This window comes from Parashewanella tropica, from assembly GCF_004358445.1.
Lineage (GTDB): Bacteria > Pseudomonadota > Gammaproteobacteria > Enterobacterales > Shewanellaceae > Parashewanella > Parashewanella tropica.
Window position 1 is genome coordinate 475,105 of the sequence record NZ_CP037951.1, and the last position, 16,328, is coordinate 491,432.

Consider the following 16,328-nt stretch of genomic DNA (forward strand, 5'->3'; position numbering starts at 1 on the left):
TTTATTCGATAGAATGTCATTACTAATATTTTCAATGAGATCGAGAAGAAGTTCGATAGAGGTTAATCATAATGGCGATAGAAGTAGTATGGTCGGTTAATCGTCACCAATTTGTGACTTTACGCGAATTGGCTTCTATAGCCGCTTCGAAAAAGGATGTGAATGTTAAGGTTAATATTACAAAAAAACGAGTTTTATTGCATTCCGAAACAGTTGCTCTAACGTATAACAGAGCAAATGGGCACTGGGTGGTCACAATGCCAGATGTTACAAATCGTAATAGGGAAATGAGTAAGGTATGTGCGGCTTTGGTCGATTTTTTACATGATGATACGGTTCAAGGTTTTGAAATTCTTGAGTCTGATGGCAGTGAGCAATTAGCCGTAAGCTTTAAAGCAAAAAGCTCACAACTCTGTCCAGATGATGCAGCCACTTCATTCTTTGCCCCCATGAACGCTAAACCACTTCAAGGGGATATTGGCAAAGTCACTCCTCCTAAAAAAATGCGCAGCCATTTTGATACACCTCAAGCGCTTATTAAAAATATTAATGAATTATTGGAAAAAACCTACAATGAGCAAGAACATTTAGATTGTTACACCAAAGCATCTGAAACCCTTTTATCAGATGAATGGGGAATTATTCTGGAGCGTGATACCGACGGCAGCTTTAAAGAAATTTGCCTTGATATAACTATTTGCAGAACGCTTAAAGCTTTGATTGCAAGGATAGTAGAGAATAAATACAGTGAGTTTTTACGTATAAGTAATAAGCGAAATGCAACATATGGAGACATGAGAGATTGGATAGGAGATACAGTATCTGAACATGAGCATTTTTATTCCAACGCTCATATTCTGCCATATTTAGCTCAAGTTGCCAGCTGGAGCTTCATCTTAAGACGTTCAATTTTTCCTTTTTTACCACACCAATCACCAGATGTTTTTAGAGCTGAAGTATTTGGTTTATTTTACGAGTTAGTTCCAATTGAGTTTACCCAAGATAAACAGCCACGGCGCTACTGTAAGCCTGAAAGGTTTAAGCGATCGACTATTCGTGTGGCTAGCGGTAAACAGAGAAGTGGAGTTTCAAAAAACAATAGTTGCGGTTGGCGGTTAGGTCCAAGCCACCTCGATGAAATAGAATTAAATCTATATCTTTTGGGTAAAAGACCAATAGCAAACTTAACTATCCCATTATCAGGCCGTCAAATCACAGTACAAAAACAGCCTCAAGGTAACATAGAAAAAGTTGACCGTCCAAGTTCACAAACAGAAGCATTGAGGCTCAGTAAAGAAGGCAAAGTATCGCCGAGGTTTATTGAAAACCAACAATTAGTTTTACCAGCGCGGGACGATTACCAAGCTGTACTTACTGTGTTGTTCCCTGAAAGTGGGCATTTGTATATATTGCCTAAATTGCTAGGTGAGGGCGAGGCTGTATTCATTAAAAAACTTGATGTCTTACTGGCGAATGAAACCAGTAAGACAATGAATATTGTATTTTTCTCAATTCAACAAGGCTCTTTATCTTTATTGAGTAACTTGAATTTACGCTTTGCAGAGCATACTCAGTTTAATATTATTACACCATTCAGGCAGCTATCAAAAAATGCGGATATTAGGCCAAAAAATGGAAAATGGCCCTTTCAACAGTACAGTCTAATGGCTGGAGATCTTACTGAAGTTCATGGCCATTTGGGTTTTACCTTTTATGAAAGAGAGCAACAATTTCATTTTACTCTTAAAGACAATTCAGAGAGAAGTTCGACCCAAACGGAATGTGTAATAACACCTTACACTTGGTTGCAAGAGTCAGTTAAAGTTCCTTCCGATAGTTTTATGCTAATTGCTACAGCATTCACACAGAGTTTAAAGCATCGAATGATCTGTCCCTTAACGCTTGTTGATGTAACTGAAATCGAAAACCCTTGCTTGGATACATCGGGGCATGTTTTTGAGAAGTCGGAATTATTACGAGTGGTGAGAGAGAAGGGAATAAATCCGTTAACCCGAAAGTCGATGGCTGAAGAAGACATTATTGACTCAGGGCCTATAATTGCATTATTTCGTGATTTAAAAGCTGCTCTCATATTCGATGGTGTAGATCATGTTCCTGTGGGCGATCCTATTACCGATATGCTTCTGCGGCAACAACAAGATACTTTAGAAAGAGACGGAGATCGGTTAACACAATTATCCACAGGACGGAAGAACTCCGATGCTCTTGTTGATACTGCTTCTGCAAGTGCTACAGCGACTTCTAGTTCAGAAGAAGATGATTTAGATTTGATAAAAAAACAAAATAAGGAATTATCAGAAGAAACCTAGTTCTGATTCAAGTCGTCATAATAGAAAAAAGCAGTAAATTGGTATGGAACATCATTGACTGCGAAATCCAATCGCAAAGGATATTTTAACAACCCATAGCCAAGATTTAGCGAGTCTGGTATAATCCCTCGCTTCGGTGCGGGAAATCGACACGGGCGATTCTAGGTTGATTTTCTGTCTTTAGAAGTAAATAGCGCTTCCTGCGCATCCATAAGGCTACAACCTAATGTCATCCAATGAAAAAACCTTCCGTGAACTCGGTCTGTCCGATGCCCTTCTGCGCTCTCTTGACGAGCTAGGTTACGAAAAACCTACCCCAATTCAGTCTGCCAGTATTGAGCCATTAATGGCTGGCAAAGACATTCTTGGTCAAGCACAAACTGGTACAGGTAAAACTGGTGCTTTCGCTTTACCATTATTGAACAGCTGTGATGCCAAGCTGTCTCAACCACAAATTTTAGTGCTTGCTCCGACTCGTGAGCTAGCCGTGCAAGTGGCTGAAGCGTTTAATAGCTACGCCAAATACATGAAAGGCTTCCATGTACTGCCAATCTATGGCGGTCAAAGCATGGGACAACAATTGCACCAATTAAAGCGTGGTCCACAAGTGATCGTTGGTACACCGGGTCGTGTAATGGATCACATGCGTCGTGGTACGCTTAAACTTGAGCACTTAAAAGCATTAGTATTGGATGAAGCCGATGAAATGCTAAAAATGGGCTTTATTGATGATATTGAGTGGATCTTAGAGCATAAGCCAGAAGAAAGTCAGTTAGCGTTGTTCTCTGCAACCATGCCTGAGCAAATTAAACGTGTGGCTAAGAAACACCTTAATGAGCCTGTTCTTGTTAGTATCGCGGCAAGTCATACGACTGTTGAGTCAATTGAACAACGTTTTGTACAAATTTCACAGCACAACAAACTTGAAGCGTTAGTACGTGTGTTAGAAGTAGAAAACACCGAAGGGATCATCATCTTCGTTCGCACTCGTAACTCTTGTGTTGAGTTGGCTGAGAAATTGGAAGCACGTGGTTACGCGTCATCGCCTCTGCATGGTGATATGAACCAGCAAGCACGTGAGCGTGCAGTTGATCAGTTAAAAAGCGGCAAGTTAGATATCATTATTGCGACTGACGTTGCAGCGCGTGGTCTTGACGTTGAGCGTATTGGTCACGTGATCAACTTTGATATTCCTTACGATACTGAAGCTTATGTACACCGTATTGGTCGTACAGGTCGTGCGGGTCGTACTGGTATGGCAATTTTGTTTGTGACTCATCGTGAAATGCGTATGCTGCGCACCATTGAGCGTGCAACCAATAGCCGTATTGCTCCAATGAGCATTCCAAGCCCTGAAATCGTAGCTGAAAAGCGTTTATCACGTTTAGGTGAGCAAGTGGCTCAGACCTTAGCTGGCGATTTAAACTTTATGAAAGAAGCGGTGGCTGAGCTGTGTAATCAACTTGAAGTTGATACCGATTTATTGGCGGCGGCATTACTACACAAAGTACAAGAAGAGCGTCCGTTACAGTTACCGCCTATGCAAGAGCGCGTACGTGACAAGCGTGAGCGCAATGATCGTGACGGTCGTCGTAACCGCGATCGTGGTCCAATTGCACCAGGTAAAGCAGAAGGTTTAAAAGACAACCCTGACGTGAAAATGTGTCGCTACGTAATTGAAGTGGGTCGTGATAACAACGTTGGTGTGGGTAACATTGTTGGCGCAATTGCGAATGAAGCTAACATTGATAGCCGTTACATCGGTCAAATCCACTTATACGATGCAGTGACCACGGTTGATCTTCCTGAAGGTATGCCAAAAGATGTACTGCAACACCTTAAAAAGGTTCGAGTATGTGGTCGTCAGTTGAATATCCGTGAAGCCGGTGATCAAGTGATCAATGATGGTGGCAACAGCCGTCCACCACGTCGTCGTAATGGCGATCGTCGAGGTGGAGAACGTCGCGGTAACGATCGTGGTCGCTCAAACCGTCCACAAGGTGAGCGTCGTCCACGTCGCTCAAAAGAGCAAGCTTAATCTATCCCAATGTTATGTGGGGTACTTAGGAGCAATAGTGTGAACACCAACAGCAGCGCACATCCATGTGCTGACGACCGTGACATCCTGTCACGGACGGTTGTCTTATCACACTATTGCACCAGTCGATATGATTTAGAAAATCCACATAATTGATTAAGCAATTAGAATGAAAGGAGCTTCGGCTCCTTTTTTGAACGGTAGACTATTGCTTTGTATGTTCTTAATACAAAACCGATTTTTTAGCAGATAGTGTTTTGTATTCGAAGTAGTTTCGCTTACAATCTCCGTCCAACTTTTCTATCACACTTGAAACAGTTGGAATTATGGAACAAACCTCTCCCCCTTCTAATCTTCAAAATGCCCTCGCGGGATCACAAATGCTTTTTGTTGCCTTCGGCGCAATGGTGTTAATGCCAATTCTGACTGGACTTGATCCTAGTGTTGCTATGTTTGGTGCGGGTTTGGGGACTTTGTTATTCCAACTGGTTACCAAGCGTAAAGTGCCTGTTTTTCTGGCTTCATCTTTTGCTTTTATCGCCCCTATTTCTCTGAGTATTCAAAACTGGGGAATTTCTGCGACCATGGGAGGGTTAATTGCCGTTGGTATCGTTTATTTACTGCTCGGGCAATTCGTGCGATGGCGTGGAACTGAGTTGTTGAAAAAGGTATTACCAGCCGTTGTTGTTGGTCCGGTGATCATGGTGATCGGATTAAGCCTAGCGCCTGTAGCTGTACAAATGGCGATGGGTAAAACCGGTGATGGCGCGATTGAATTATTTGCATATCAAGATGCCTTAATTGTTTCGATGGCTGCATTAATTACCACATTAGCGGTAGCGACTTTAGCTAAGGGGTTATTCCGTTTAGTGCCTATTTTGTGCGGTGTTGTGGTTGGCTCAATTGTCGCAGGCTTTTTAGGCATGCTTGATGGCAGTAAGATCGCTGAGGCGTCTTGGGTTGCAATGCCGAACTTTGTCGCGCCAGAATTTAACTGGCAAGTGATCCTATTTATGTTGCCTGTGGCCATTGCGCCAGCGATTGAGCATATTGGTGATGTACTCGCTATTGGCAACGTAACGGGCAAAGATTATGTGAAAAAGCCGGGGTTACATCGCACATTATCAGGTGACGGTGTGGCAACCAGTGTCGCGGCTTGTTTTGGTGCACCGCCAAATACCACATATTCAGAAGTCACGGGTGCGGTAATGCTAACTAAAAACTTTAATCCAGCAACCATGACGTGGGCGGCTTGTATTGCCATTCTACTTGCGTTTTGTGGCAAGTTAGGGGCATTACTGCAATCTATTCCAACACCAGTAATGGGGGGGATTTTGATTCTACTGTTTGGTTCTATTGCGGCTGTTGGTATGCACAGTTTAGTGAAAGATCAGGTAGATTTAAGCAAGCAACGTAATTTATGTATTGTGGCGACCATTCTGGTATTAGGCATTGGCGGTATGTCGGTAGGTTCGGCTACATTCTCACTTACTGGTATCAGTTTATGTGGTGTTGTGGGTATTTTGATGAATTTGATTTTGCCGCAAGATAATGAGGCATCGGCTTCTTCTGAGCAAAAATCATAGTTAAAATGTTTGTAAGAAATTGAGGTATGGCTTCTTATGATAAAGAAGCCTGCCAATTGATCACTTCATCAAGTGATTCCTCTAATGGATATTCTGTTGGCTCTTGCAGAAAGCGTTGAACCTGTTCAAGGTACTCAGGTTTAATCATTTGTGTAAGTACTTGGTCCAGCATTGCTCTGTGCTCAGCGGAATTACTTTGTTCATGGAGTATTCCATGTTCGAACATGTCTTCTTCACCATGTTCGAACATGTCTTCTTCACCATGTTCAAGCGTTTGAGTTAGTGGTAATTCGTTCATAAGAGTAACGGAACTTGCTCTCAATATTGAAAGTAACATGGCATAATTGTCCGCAGCCTCAATTTGCTTTTTATCCCCCTGTGATTTAGCGAAAGCTAATTCAGTGGTCATAAAAACTGGAGTGCCACAATCTTTAGCCAAAAAACCTGTTTGCGGAGTGTACATTTCTTCTAGATCAATAAAGTGTACCTGCGGGTTATCAAGTGGAACGATTTGCCCATTTTTCCCTGTTCTTTCTTCTCGATAAACCAAATTGGCATTTTTGATATCACGAAAATAGATTTCATGTTGATGGGCTGAAGCCAAGTCTTCACAGGCGATTTTGAATGCTTGTAATGGGATAGGTCGACGAGTTCGCTGTAAAAATAATTCAGTATTTTCTCCGCCATTGACAGCCAGTCTTCTACCTTGTGGATCCATAAATCCGAGCATCCCTGGCTGAATCGCACGTCCATTAAATGAAGAATTAGGTAATGCTTGTTGTAATTCGGTAAGCGCTTCAACAAAATATTCTTGCTTTTCAAAATCATTTTCTAACCTGCTAAGGTCATAGTGGTCTATATCTACGTTCGGGTCGAGTAAGGTTTTGTCCAGCTCTCTCTCATCTACATGGGCAAACCTCAAATATTGCTCATCAGCTCTATCCAGCTTACTGCTGGCTCCAGAGACTTGTTCAGATGGTCGTGAAATTGGCCTTCTCATCATCGGAAATAAGCCATTGGGATCGACAAAATAGCGCGTACCGTCCTTACTCGTCATAACCGCATGTTTTGCGCCTGTTTCTCTTGCTCCTTCCAATGCGGCTGCTTTATTTTGTTTAAAATTTCGATAGGCTTTCTCAATTTTTCCTACTGCTTTTTGGGGAGTTAAGCCATGTGCTTGACCCTTTTGGGGAGTGGCTGAACTCAGAGTGTCATCCACTGCATCGGTTGGAGCCAACTCACTCGTTACGGGTTCTTTTTTATTGGCACGTAACATATCTTGAAACGCTGATTGGTCTTCTTCTGATACTGAGTCTGGATATATCTCATCACTTTCTAATGTTTCTGCATCAGTTGGGCTGGTTTGGTATATTTGGGTTATAACTTCTTCGGACTCTAGCTGAAGCTGTTCCATTAACTGTTGCCAACCCTCACAAGAAGTATGACGTAATAAGCGTGTACCTTGCTCAGCCAAAAACCACTGTTGTGTGATTGAAGCTGGAGTAATATTTTCAGGTAAACTGTTAAATGAAAACTCTAAAGAAAGTGGAAAATCTTGTAACTGAAACTGAAATGTGACTTTATGAGATTGCTCTCCTAACGGAGCTTGCTCCACTAACACTTTTAAGTTTGATCGGTGTTTAGGGTCTACGAGCTGAGTAAGACGATCAAAGGCTTGAGCTTTGTTAATAATATCTTCGGCATGACTGGGAGCGGTTTCTTGAAATAGAAAGTAAAGTTGTTTGTGAACTTCCGCTTTATTTCGGGAAAAAAATTTGTCCAATACACGATCAATTAGGCCGAGTTTTGTTGCTTCTTCCAGTGATTGGGCATTTCTGATGGTTTCCAGCTGTTTTTGATTAATGGTTAAATTTTTTGTGAAATTTGCACCACTTCGTATGACCAAAGACACAATTCATTCCCTAATCTGCATCTGTATTTGCTTTAACCATGGTTGAAGAAGGCTAAAAGCGCAACTGATCAAATAGTGATTGCTTCTATATTACTTATTGATAGCTAAGAATAAGCTTTCAGTTACAGTGATGTGCTTGTAATAAAATGAATGATGGGGTGAAGCTTCTCGTTCCACCCCTTGAGCGGATTAATACTTAAAAATAATAACGCATTTCAAACTTGAAACTATTGGCTTTTATGGAGTTGATTTTTTGATAGGCAAAGCTTGCCCCAAGGTTATCGGTGAACATGTATTGTAAGCCACCGCCTAAACCAAACTTAGTTTCACTGTCAGAGGCTTTGCCACTCATTGTTGGATCTGAATATTTTGCTTTTAATTTTACACGGGTGACACTTGGCATAATGAACACACTAAATTGTGGTGTAAAGTTGTATGCACCTCGTACATTAAATGCAAAATAGCTATCCATTTTTACTTTTGCAGTTCCTTTCTTAGTTGCATCTTTAGCATCGACATAGGAAAACTTATCATCACCAACACCTACAGAAGCCTGAAGCTCTGGAGTAACTGAAAAATTTTGGTTAAGTTTAAATTGGTAACCCACGTTGAATGCAATGGCGCCAAGATTGACATCACCATTACCTCCACCTCTGGTAATTTTATCGTTATCTAGCGCTTTGATGGCTTTGGCGTTATTAATATTTAAGTAACCAGCTCCGATTACTACATTCGCAAAGCAACTCGAAGACAGCCCCATAAGAGCGAGTCCAATTAATAATTGATTCTTTTTCATATCATTCACCGTTGAAATTAATGAATACTTTTATGGATTGTTAGTTGATTAGAACAGCTTTGTCGCTGTATCTTTTAGTCGAAAGAGCCAATGTAAATTGAGATGTTGAGCTGGGCTAGTTAATTATTTTTAATCTTTAGAAGCTTAGGGGGAGCTCTAATATTTCTTCGGTTTTTTGAATAAAACGAAGCTGCCATTTAACCTACGTCAATAACTTTATACAAATTTACAACCATTCATAAAAAATTAAATCTACCTCACATCACCGTTGTAACAAAACTGTAATCTTGCTCCTTAAAATACGTTCTCGCCAATTCTGGCGAAAACCAATAAACCTAGAAAACACCATTAGAGTGATACCTAGGATTAACAAGGGGTAAAAATGAAAAACTTAATGATGGTAGCTGTTGCCGTTTCGGCCGTAGGCTCTTTTTCTGCATACGCAGATAATTGTGGTCAATACGGTTGTCCAACAGGTGGTGTTGCCACTAACCAAGTCATCGAAAGACCTATCTATACGCTATCTAACAATGCTCAAACTAAGTTTGCTGATTGGGTGGCGTATCAGGTTACACCACAAACAATTGATGGTGGTAAACGCTCTCGTACATGGCGTGCTGATCCGCAATTGCCAGAAAATGCGACGTTAGAGCCAAGCGACTATAAGAGTGCTCATGCAACCATAGGTACAGATAGAGGCCATCAAGTACCTTTGGCTTCGTTCAGTAATACGCCATATTGGAGTATGACTAATTACCTAAGTAACATCACGCCACAATCCAGCGAGTTAAACCAAGGTCCTTGGGTGAAATTGGAAAATGCCGTTCGTGGTGCGGTGAGAAATGGTAATTCAGTTTATGTTATTACTGGTCCATTGTACGAGTATGACTTTGCTGCATTACCGGAAGCCGATGAAGAGCATTATGTTCCTTCAGGGTATTTTAAAGTAGTTGCCACCATTTCAAATAATGGTTGGATAAATGCGTCAGGTTTCATCATGGAGCAAACAGCAGGTCGTAGAGATGATTACTGTCGTACAGAAGTGACCATTGATGAAATTGAATATCGCTCAGGGCTGAACTTCTTCCCAACGTTGGCTCCAAATGTAGAAAATTCAGTTGAAGCAAGAACCGGTGGGTTAACGCGTTTGATGAATTGTCAGTGATCTACATATTCATCCTAGTTTAAAAGGAGCTTAAGCTCCTTTTTTTCATATCAAAGATGTGATGAGTGTCTGTTTCGTTTTCAGATGTCAGAATGGAAGTAAGTGTTTATGTTAATGAATGTTAATTGTACTGGGGTTATGAATTTTGAAACAATCTAGGCACTCGTACTCTTAATTCAGTGAAATGTTACTGATGTCTTTATACGCTGAACCTTCATTGCAATCCCCTCCAGCTGTCGATTTTCCCCAAAAAAATGATGCTGTTGAATACTGTAAAAGTGGTCATGCCTTAGGGCAAATGTCTGATTGTATGAAACCTGTGATTATGACTCAGCCACCAAAAGATTTATTCGAAAGAAAAGAGTTTACTAATGAGATTATTTACGACTTAACCAAAATTCCGCTACAGCAATTAATTTTGAAAAGTGTCGGTACACAAGTGATCCCTGATTTCCATAAGGTAAGAGATGCATTTCATGAAGAGCAACTTAAGGAGTGTTTTCGTCATCAAAATGGAGAGGCATCTCCTCTAAGCAAAGCTTACCAAAAGTATTTTTTAAAAGGCTCAAGAATCGAAGCAATATTTAAAACGTTTTTTAATGTGGGCTTTGAGTTAGTTAATCAAATGGAAGGCGAACCTAAACAAAGGTTGTTACAAAAACACAGTGATTGTCCCATGGTGAGTTTCCATGACTCTAGGCACTGTGCTTACGCTTCATCTTACAATGTGAATGTTCCTGAGTCGATTCGTAGGCAGCAAATGTTGACGGTTCCTGATTTTGATATGTGGCTCAGCGGCCCCTCAATCCACAAAGGCCGATTGCTTGATAAGATCCTCGTCAATCAGCTGAAACAGCATGGACTGCGTCACGCAAGTTTGGTTACATTCCGTGGTTATATTCACTCCAATTACGGTAATCGAGTTGCTGAAACCGCCATGTTTAACGATGCCTGTGATGTGCCATTGCTTGTTCATGGACCGAGAACTCATGCATTTCAGATAATTAACTTTCTCAGTAGTGGCTTGACACCAGATGATCTTTCCTTGGTAATTAGAAACGACAAATTTAATCAATTTTTTGATAGACGTTCTGACCGCCAGATGACCTACTGGGACTATGATGCCTTTTGGCAAAGGTGCTATTATCACGGCTTTTTTTGTCGACTGTCCACATTTAGCCCTGAAGCAGTTAATGGCTTATTGCTTCAAAAACAACTCTCTACAGCCATCGGAGAGGTTATAAACTGTGGAACAAGCGATCAAAAGTTCGAACTGTTGAGTTTGTTTGGTTTGACTAATGATCAAGCAAGCGGTGATGTAAATAAAGATTTGAGGCTGGTTGAGCTCGTCATCAAAATCTTAGAAGCGTATTCGATTCACTCTCTATACAAAGCCTTTGCTAAAGCTGGATATCGGCAGTTACCTTTCCATTGCCCAGAGGCATTTATACCGATTTTTAGTAATCCTGTACGTCGGTGTGACTTAGCGAAAATACGTACTCAGCTCATACGAGGTTATAAGGTGGCTGTTATTTTTGTAAAAGAAGGGAAAGCGAAACCAGAGCACACTATTGTAAACAGTCTTGGAGCATTTGATGTCCTCTACCCTCAGCTAGTACTTTCTTCTTCATGGGGCTATATCACCGAAAAACCTAATTTAAAAGATGAAACTTATGGCCTTAAAGCCATTTTAGATAGCGTGGCAGTACAATAAAACTTGTACATCAGTTATACAGGCGTCAAAAGATACCCTATCCCAAACTGAGAGAACCAGTAAGCACAGAAGTTTAATTGGACTGAAGGCTCAATAATGAGTGACAAGCTTTGATGTTAGCTCCATTTAAAGAAACAAAGGCAGTATCATCATGAGAAAAACAGGTTTATTAGCAATAGCCGCCGTAATCCAAAGCATGAGTTTTAATGCATTAGCTGTAACCTATCAATTCCACGAAAAACAATATCGCCAAGATGTAAAAACCTTATCTTCAACGCAATTCGCAGGACGGGCGCCATTAAGCCCACAAGAAAAACTCACTACTGATTACTTAGTTAACGCATATAAACGTATTGGCCTAGAACCCGGTTATAAAGGTCAATTCTTACAGCCTGTTCCCATGGCGAAAATCACCACAGATCAACACATGAGATTAAAAGTCGGGCATGAATCATTTAATAATGTCACTGAATTTACCGCTAGAACGGAACGTCTTAGTCAGCAAATTAACCTAAAAAATAGTGATGTTGTGTTTTGTGGTTATGGAATCGATGCGCCTGAATATCACTGGAATGATTATCAAGGAGTGGATGTAAAGGGAAAAACTGTGATCGTCTTGGTCAATGATCCTGGTTTTGCAACTCAAGATCCTAAGCTGTTTACGGGCAATGCCATGACTTATTATGGTCGTTGGACATACAAGTTTGAAGAGGCGGCAAAGCAGGGGGCAAAAGCGGTGTTTGTTGTTCATGAAACCGCACCTGCGGGCTATGGGTGGGATGTGGTAAAAAATTCAGTGGGTGGTAATCAATTATCGCTGGTGGACCAAGCTCAAAACCTAGATACCGTTGCGGTAATGGGGTGGTTACAGCATGACACTGCCAAAAAGATTTTTGCTCAAGCGGGCTATGATTTTGATAAATTAAAGCGAAAGGCCGTGTCTCGTCACTTCAAGCCAATAGATTTAAAGCTCAAAGCCAGACTTAAATTAAACAATCACATCGAGCAATCGACGTCTTACAATGTTATCGCCCAGTTGTCAGCCAAAACAAAAACGGATGAGACGATAATCGTTCACGCTCATTGGGATCATTTAGGTCAATTTAGCGATAATAAAGGTAAAGTGCATACGTTCCATGGTGCGGTAGATAATGCCTCTGGTGATGCAGCGGTGATGGATCTTGCCCGAAATCTAAAAGCGCAAGCCGATAAAATGACTTTTAAACGCAATATTATTTTTGCAGACTTTACTGGAGAAGAGGCGGGATTAATTGGCGCGAAACAATTTGCTAAAAATCCGCCTGTACCCACTAAAGATCTTGTTGCTATGGTAAATATTGATGGCATGAACACCAATAAAGCAATGAACTCCGTGCTTGATTATGGAAAAGGCATGTCTTCATTAGATCGCTATTTAGCTGATGCGGCAAAGGTTCAAGGGCGAACAGTACAAGTGGATCCTCATCCACAAACGGGATTATATTTCCGTTCTGATCACTTTGCTTTAGCTCAAGCAGGAATACCGAGCTTATTGTTTATGGGACTTGGTGATCCCGATTACGTCAAATATCGCTATCATAAAGAAGCGGACAAGTATCAGGCATCGTGGACTTTAGAAGGCGTAAAACAAGATTTGGCTTTGATGAATATGATTATCGTGAAGTTAGCCAATAACCATGATTGGCCAAAGTGGACCAAGGATTCTGCCTTTAAAAAACGTCGTTCGCAAGACGGAAGATAACTTGGTAAGGTTTAATCAGAAGTGTTACAGTCTTTAGTAACACTTTTCTTTATATTCTAAGCAGTTATGAAGCCTTCAGTTAAAGCCGCCTTATATTCAGCCTTTGTGTGCCCTGGTGCAGGACACTTACTGCAAGGGCACAAGTACAGAGGCTATGGTTTTATTGCCCTTACTTTGCTCAGTTTGATCATGTTGATCAACCCCATCTTTGATGTGGCCCAGAGGATTTCCAATCAAATATTGAATGGTGAGATTGCCTTAGATCCCACAGTCATTATGAAAGCGATTCATTTATCTGTATATAAGGATATTTTAGTAACAGCAAATATTGGAATTTTACTATTGATCGGCTGCTGGGTGTTGGCGCTTTTAGATTGTATTCGGGAAGGGGTAACGCATTCATAAAAATATCTATTCCTACGGGATGAAGACGTTTTAAAACGAGAAGGTTTTTAGAGGTTGTTACCAGTTAGATTTTTGATTGATTTAGATAACTTTCGTTTTTAAGTATGTGTCTGTTAATTTTTTCGGAACCAACTTCTACGTTTTTGTAGTGCATTTTGATTGCCATCCCAAGTACAGCGAGTACAAAAACTGTCTTCATCAAGTACTAAAATTTCAAAGGTTAGGTTAAATTGTGTATAGCAACCATGTTGTCGGCACTCTTGCAGCCGCTGCTTCTGCTCAGGCAAACCGATAACGTTATATTTGCAATTGACCGTAATGACAACAGAATTAGGAAAAATAGAAACTCGGTGTTCTACGTCTTTATTTCCGAGAGTGTTCATTTTGGGATCTAATTTTGGGGGGACAAACAAAAGTAAGTCTTGAGCGAGTAACGCTTTTATTCTGTTTAATTCAATATTAGAAGGAAGATGTTCTTGCATTGTGGCTAGAAAAGACTCTCGAACCGTTTGTTTACTGTTTTGATCCACAGAGTGCAATTCTTCATTATTTTTAAATAAAATCAGTCCATCAGAGCGTTCAAGGCAATCACGTTGATAATTAGCGTCCACTTTTTCTGGTTTTTCTGTGCAGGCTTCTTGTGCTAATTTTTTTACTTTAAAAAGGTCATCATTACGGCCATCGAAAGTAAGAAGCGTAAACTCATTATTCGGCTCTGCTGTTACTAATTTTACCTTAAAATCATTAGAGGCAGGTTCACTAGTAAACTGGATAAATTTTGTTTGTTCGTCAGTGCTAAAAAGTACCTGAAGTTCATATAACCGTTGAAGCCTCTCTCCAAACGGTAATGTTTCGTTTGCAGTCAAGCGAAACAGATCTTTTGCTTTTTCTTGTTCCTGACTCGATACATGAACATTTATCAGCTCACCAACCCAGCCATCTAGTAATTGTTCAATTTGAGCTTGGTTTTCGGGCTCTTCACTTACAACTACAAAGCTATCCAGCATCGAAGAAGTGATTTTAACTGGTGGCTCCATAAGTTTCTTCCTTGAAATCGAAATAGTGGCTTATTTAGGAGAAGACAATTAAAGGTAAAGCATAGTTGAGAGTTAGCGCCTTTTGTATTGCCAGCTTGAATCTCCTCTAAGACAATACATAGAAGTGGATATTAATCGAATTCTAATTCCACGGGGTACAATGGTCAGCATCACAAAATAATCCAACCATATCGTAGATTTTTCCATCATAAATGGTTTTGCCTGCATAAGGGTTGTAGACGGTGACATGAGTGTAGACAGTATATGTTTTTTGACTAAAACCTTTTCTTTGGAACATAGGAACAGATAGGACAGCGCCATCATCAAAGGTAACATTCATATATGAATTTGAAGACACATTTTGAAAGGGAAAGCAGTTGTTTTTAAGGCCTAACGTTGTTTGGCAAAATTCTTTTCCTGTCATAAACCTTGGGCTTAATGAAAAATTGCTTCCCGATTTGATGGGTAACGGCTTAACGTTTTGGGTTGTATCAGAGCTTTTTATTGCTATCGCTTGTGAGGATAGGCTGAATACAGATGACAAAGCCAACAGACATATTCCCACATATTTAGATGGTGTTGAGCGTTTCATGTACTCATCCTCAAATTAATTCCAAGGTTTACATTGCGTACCATCACAAATTAAACCAACCATATCACTAATTAGGCCATTATAAACTTGTTCGTTTGTGGCTGGATTATTGATGATGACTTGGGCGGGGTTTCCATAAGGAGTTAATTTAAAAATTTGATAGTGATTATTCGGCCCAATCCCTGTAAATGAATTGCCATCAAATGAAACATTAATATATGAATTTGCTGAAGTGTTGAGAATAGGAAAGCAGTTGCTCGTGAGACCGTTATTTATTCTACAAAACTCATCACCTGATTCAGACAAAATAGTGGTCGAATAGTTGTTCTCTGATTTTACCGATAATGGCTTAACGAGAATCGAGTGATATTGTGTACTACTTTTCTCAGCAGCGTGTAGTTGTGTGGTGACTATCGAAAATAATGAAACTATGAGTATTCCGGTAGATTTCCAAATAGTGGGCTTTTTCATAATATTAAGCCTTAGATTTAAGTTTGCGGTTTATATATGTTTTTAATTCCAAGGCTTACATTGTTTGCCATCACAAGTTAACCCCACCAAATCTGCAACTTCACCATCAAACATTTGTGTGTTAGTGGTGGTGTTAATGACAGTGACATGAGTTGTTGGGGTGTAATTTCTCACTTGAGTACGTACTGAAGCATTGACGTTAAGGTGTACAGATCCTCCCTCTTCGTACTTGATCATCATCAGTGAAGTAGAAGACGTATTTCTAAAAGGAAAGCAGTTTTTACTCCAGCCAGATTCTTGGTTACAAAATTCTTTGCCTGTGACTGGAGCATCGGATGCCGAAAAATTACTATCGGGTTTATTGAATGAAACAATCGGTAAATTTTGTAAACCGCTGGTTTCATTCAGCTGATTTGGCTGCGCTATAGCTGAGAACACTGAGCAAGCAGTTATTCCGATAATAACAGGAAGTTGATTGAGTAGCTTTTGTTTCATCATAATGATACCTCTTAAAATAATGTCTGATTTATCTGTCTCTGAA

At 40.3% G+C, this 16,328-nt stretch carries 13 protein-coding genes; 7 read left to right on the top strand and 6 right to left on the bottom strand.

Translation table 11 applies throughout. From position 1 onward, the window contains the following. Window positions 1-71: 71 nt before the first annotated feature. From E2H97_RS02020 to E2H97_RS02030, 3 genes are all read left to right on the top strand, one after another. The gene (locus E2H97_RS02020; RefSeq protein WP_133405577.1) at window positions 72-2,330 is read left to right on the top strand and encodes an RING finger protein; all 2,259 of its coding nucleotides are present in this window, start codon (window positions 72-74) and stop codon (window positions 2,328-2,330) included. 226 nt (window positions 2,331-2,556) lie between these two features. Then, window positions 2,557-4,368, top strand: coding sequence for a DEAD/DEAH box helicase (locus tag E2H97_RS02025; protein WP_133405578.1), 1,812 nt, complete (start codon window positions 2,557-2,559; stop codon window positions 4,366-4,368). A 326-nt stretch (window positions 4,369-4,694) separates the two neighbouring features. Next, window positions 4,695-5,954: a uracil-xanthine permease family protein gene (locus E2H97_RS02030; RefSeq protein WP_133405579.1), complete on the top strand. Its 1,260-nt coding sequence runs from the start codon at window positions 4,695-4,697 to the stop codon at window positions 5,952-5,954. Window positions 5,955-5,988: 34 nt separating this feature from the next. On the opposite strand, the gene E2H97_RS02035 is transcribed toward E2H97_RS02030, so the two are convergent. Both E2H97_RS02035 and E2H97_RS02040 read right to left on the bottom strand, forming a co-directional pair. Further along, window positions 5,989-7,866, bottom strand: a complete 1,878-nt coding sequence (locus tag E2H97_RS02035) for a hypothetical protein (RefSeq protein WP_133405580.1) — start codon at window positions 7,864-7,866, stop codon at window positions 5,989-5,991. Between the two features lie 196 nt (window positions 7,867-8,062). Further along, window positions 8,063-8,662 carry an outer membrane protein gene (locus E2H97_RS02040; protein WP_133405581.1) on the bottom strand — a complete coding sequence of 200 codons (600 nt, stop codon included), beginning with the start codon at window positions 8,660-8,662 and terminating at the stop codon, window positions 8,063-8,065. A gap of 382 nt (window positions 8,663-9,044) precedes the next feature. On the opposite strand from E2H97_RS02040, the gene E2H97_RS02045 reads away from it, so the two are divergent. The 4 genes from E2H97_RS02045 to E2H97_RS02060 all read left to right on the top strand — a co-directional run bounded on the left by E2H97_RS02045 (window position 9,045) and on the right by E2H97_RS02060 (window position 13,687). Next, window positions 9,045-9,827: a DNA/RNA non-specific endonuclease gene (locus E2H97_RS02045; RefSeq protein ID WP_133405582.1), complete on the top strand. Its 783-nt coding sequence runs from the start codon at window positions 9,045-9,047 to the stop codon at window positions 9,825-9,827. Between the two features lie 193 nt (window positions 9,828-10,020). Next, window positions 10,021-11,541, top strand: a complete 1,521-nt coding sequence (locus E2H97_RS02050) for a hypothetical protein (protein ID WP_133405583.1) — start codon at window positions 10,021-10,023, stop codon at window positions 11,539-11,541. A gap of 151 nt (window positions 11,542-11,692) precedes the next feature. Further along, window positions 11,693-13,282 carry a M28 family metallopeptidase gene (locus tag E2H97_RS02055; RefSeq protein WP_133405584.1) on the top strand — a complete coding sequence of 530 codons (1,590 nt, stop codon included), beginning with the start codon at window positions 11,693-11,695 and terminating at the stop codon, window positions 13,280-13,282. 66 nt (window positions 13,283-13,348) lie between these two features. Beyond that, window positions 13,349-13,687 carry a hypothetical protein gene (locus E2H97_RS02060; protein WP_133405585.1) on the top strand — a complete coding sequence of 113 codons (339 nt, stop codon included), beginning with the start codon at window positions 13,349-13,351 and terminating at the stop codon, window positions 13,685-13,687. A 113-nt stretch (window positions 13,688-13,800) separates the two neighbouring features. Here the strand turns inward: E2H97_RS02060 and E2H97_RS02065 are convergent, their stop codons facing one another. The 4 genes from E2H97_RS02065 to E2H97_RS02080 form a co-directional block, all read right to left on the bottom strand. Next, window positions 13,801-14,724, bottom strand: a complete 924-nt coding sequence (locus E2H97_RS02065; protein WP_133405586.1) for a hypothetical protein — start codon at window positions 14,722-14,724, stop codon at window positions 13,801-13,803. A 142-nt stretch (window positions 14,725-14,866) separates the two neighbouring features. Next, the gene (locus tag E2H97_RS02070; RefSeq protein ID WP_133405587.1) at window positions 14,867-15,316 is read right to left on the bottom strand and encodes a hypothetical protein; all 450 of its coding nucleotides are present in this window, start codon (window positions 15,314-15,316) and stop codon (window positions 14,867-14,869) included. 15 nt (window positions 15,317-15,331) lie between these two features. Beyond that, window positions 15,332-15,787, bottom strand: a complete 456-nt coding sequence (locus tag E2H97_RS02075; RefSeq protein ID WP_133405588.1) for a hypothetical protein — start codon at window positions 15,785-15,787, stop codon at window positions 15,332-15,334. Between the two features lie 42 nt (window positions 15,788-15,829). Then, on the bottom strand, window positions 15,830-16,285 hold the full coding sequence (locus tag E2H97_RS02080) for a hypothetical protein (RefSeq protein WP_133405589.1): 456 nt from the start codon (window positions 16,283-16,285) through the stop codon (window positions 15,830-15,832). Between the last annotated feature and the right edge of the window lie 43 nt (window positions 16,286-16,328).